The sequence below is a fragment of the Nocardia cyriacigeorgica genome (assembly GCF_010858045.1).
In the GTDB taxonomy this organism is placed as follows: domain Bacteria; phylum Actinomycetota; class Actinomycetes; order Mycobacteriales; family Mycobacteriaceae; genus Nocardia; species Nocardia cyriacigeorgica_E.
Genome location: NZ_JAAGVC010000447.1, coordinates 1 through 230 on the forward strand (window position 1 = coordinate 1; position 230 = coordinate 230).

Consider the following 230-nt stretch of genomic DNA (forward strand, 5'->3'; position numbering starts at 1 on the left):
GGCGGCGGCGCGCAGGGGCGCGTCGGCGCGGTGCGTAGCCGGGTCACCTTCGCGGGCATCGGCGTCCACCTTTCCGGCTTGCCCCGGATAACGGGGCCGCTTCGCGTATGTGCCGGGGCGGCGATCCTTGCTCCCCATCTGGCGTGAACACGCGGGAATGCCGCTGATCGCGCTATGTGGATAGGCCAGCCACTCGGCGGAACGCGCGATCATGCGCCGTTTATTGCCCG

The 230-nt window shown here is 70.4% G+C and carries 1 protein-coding gene; it reads right to left on the reverse strand.

Annotated elements, in window-relative coordinates; all coding sequences use genetic code 11:
- Positions 1-213, reverse strand: a 213-nt coding sequence (locus tag GV790_RS30885; protein ID WP_218586513.1) for a hypothetical protein, incomplete at its 3' end; no start/stop codon positions are given.
- Between the last annotated feature and the right edge of the window lie 17 nt (positions 214-230).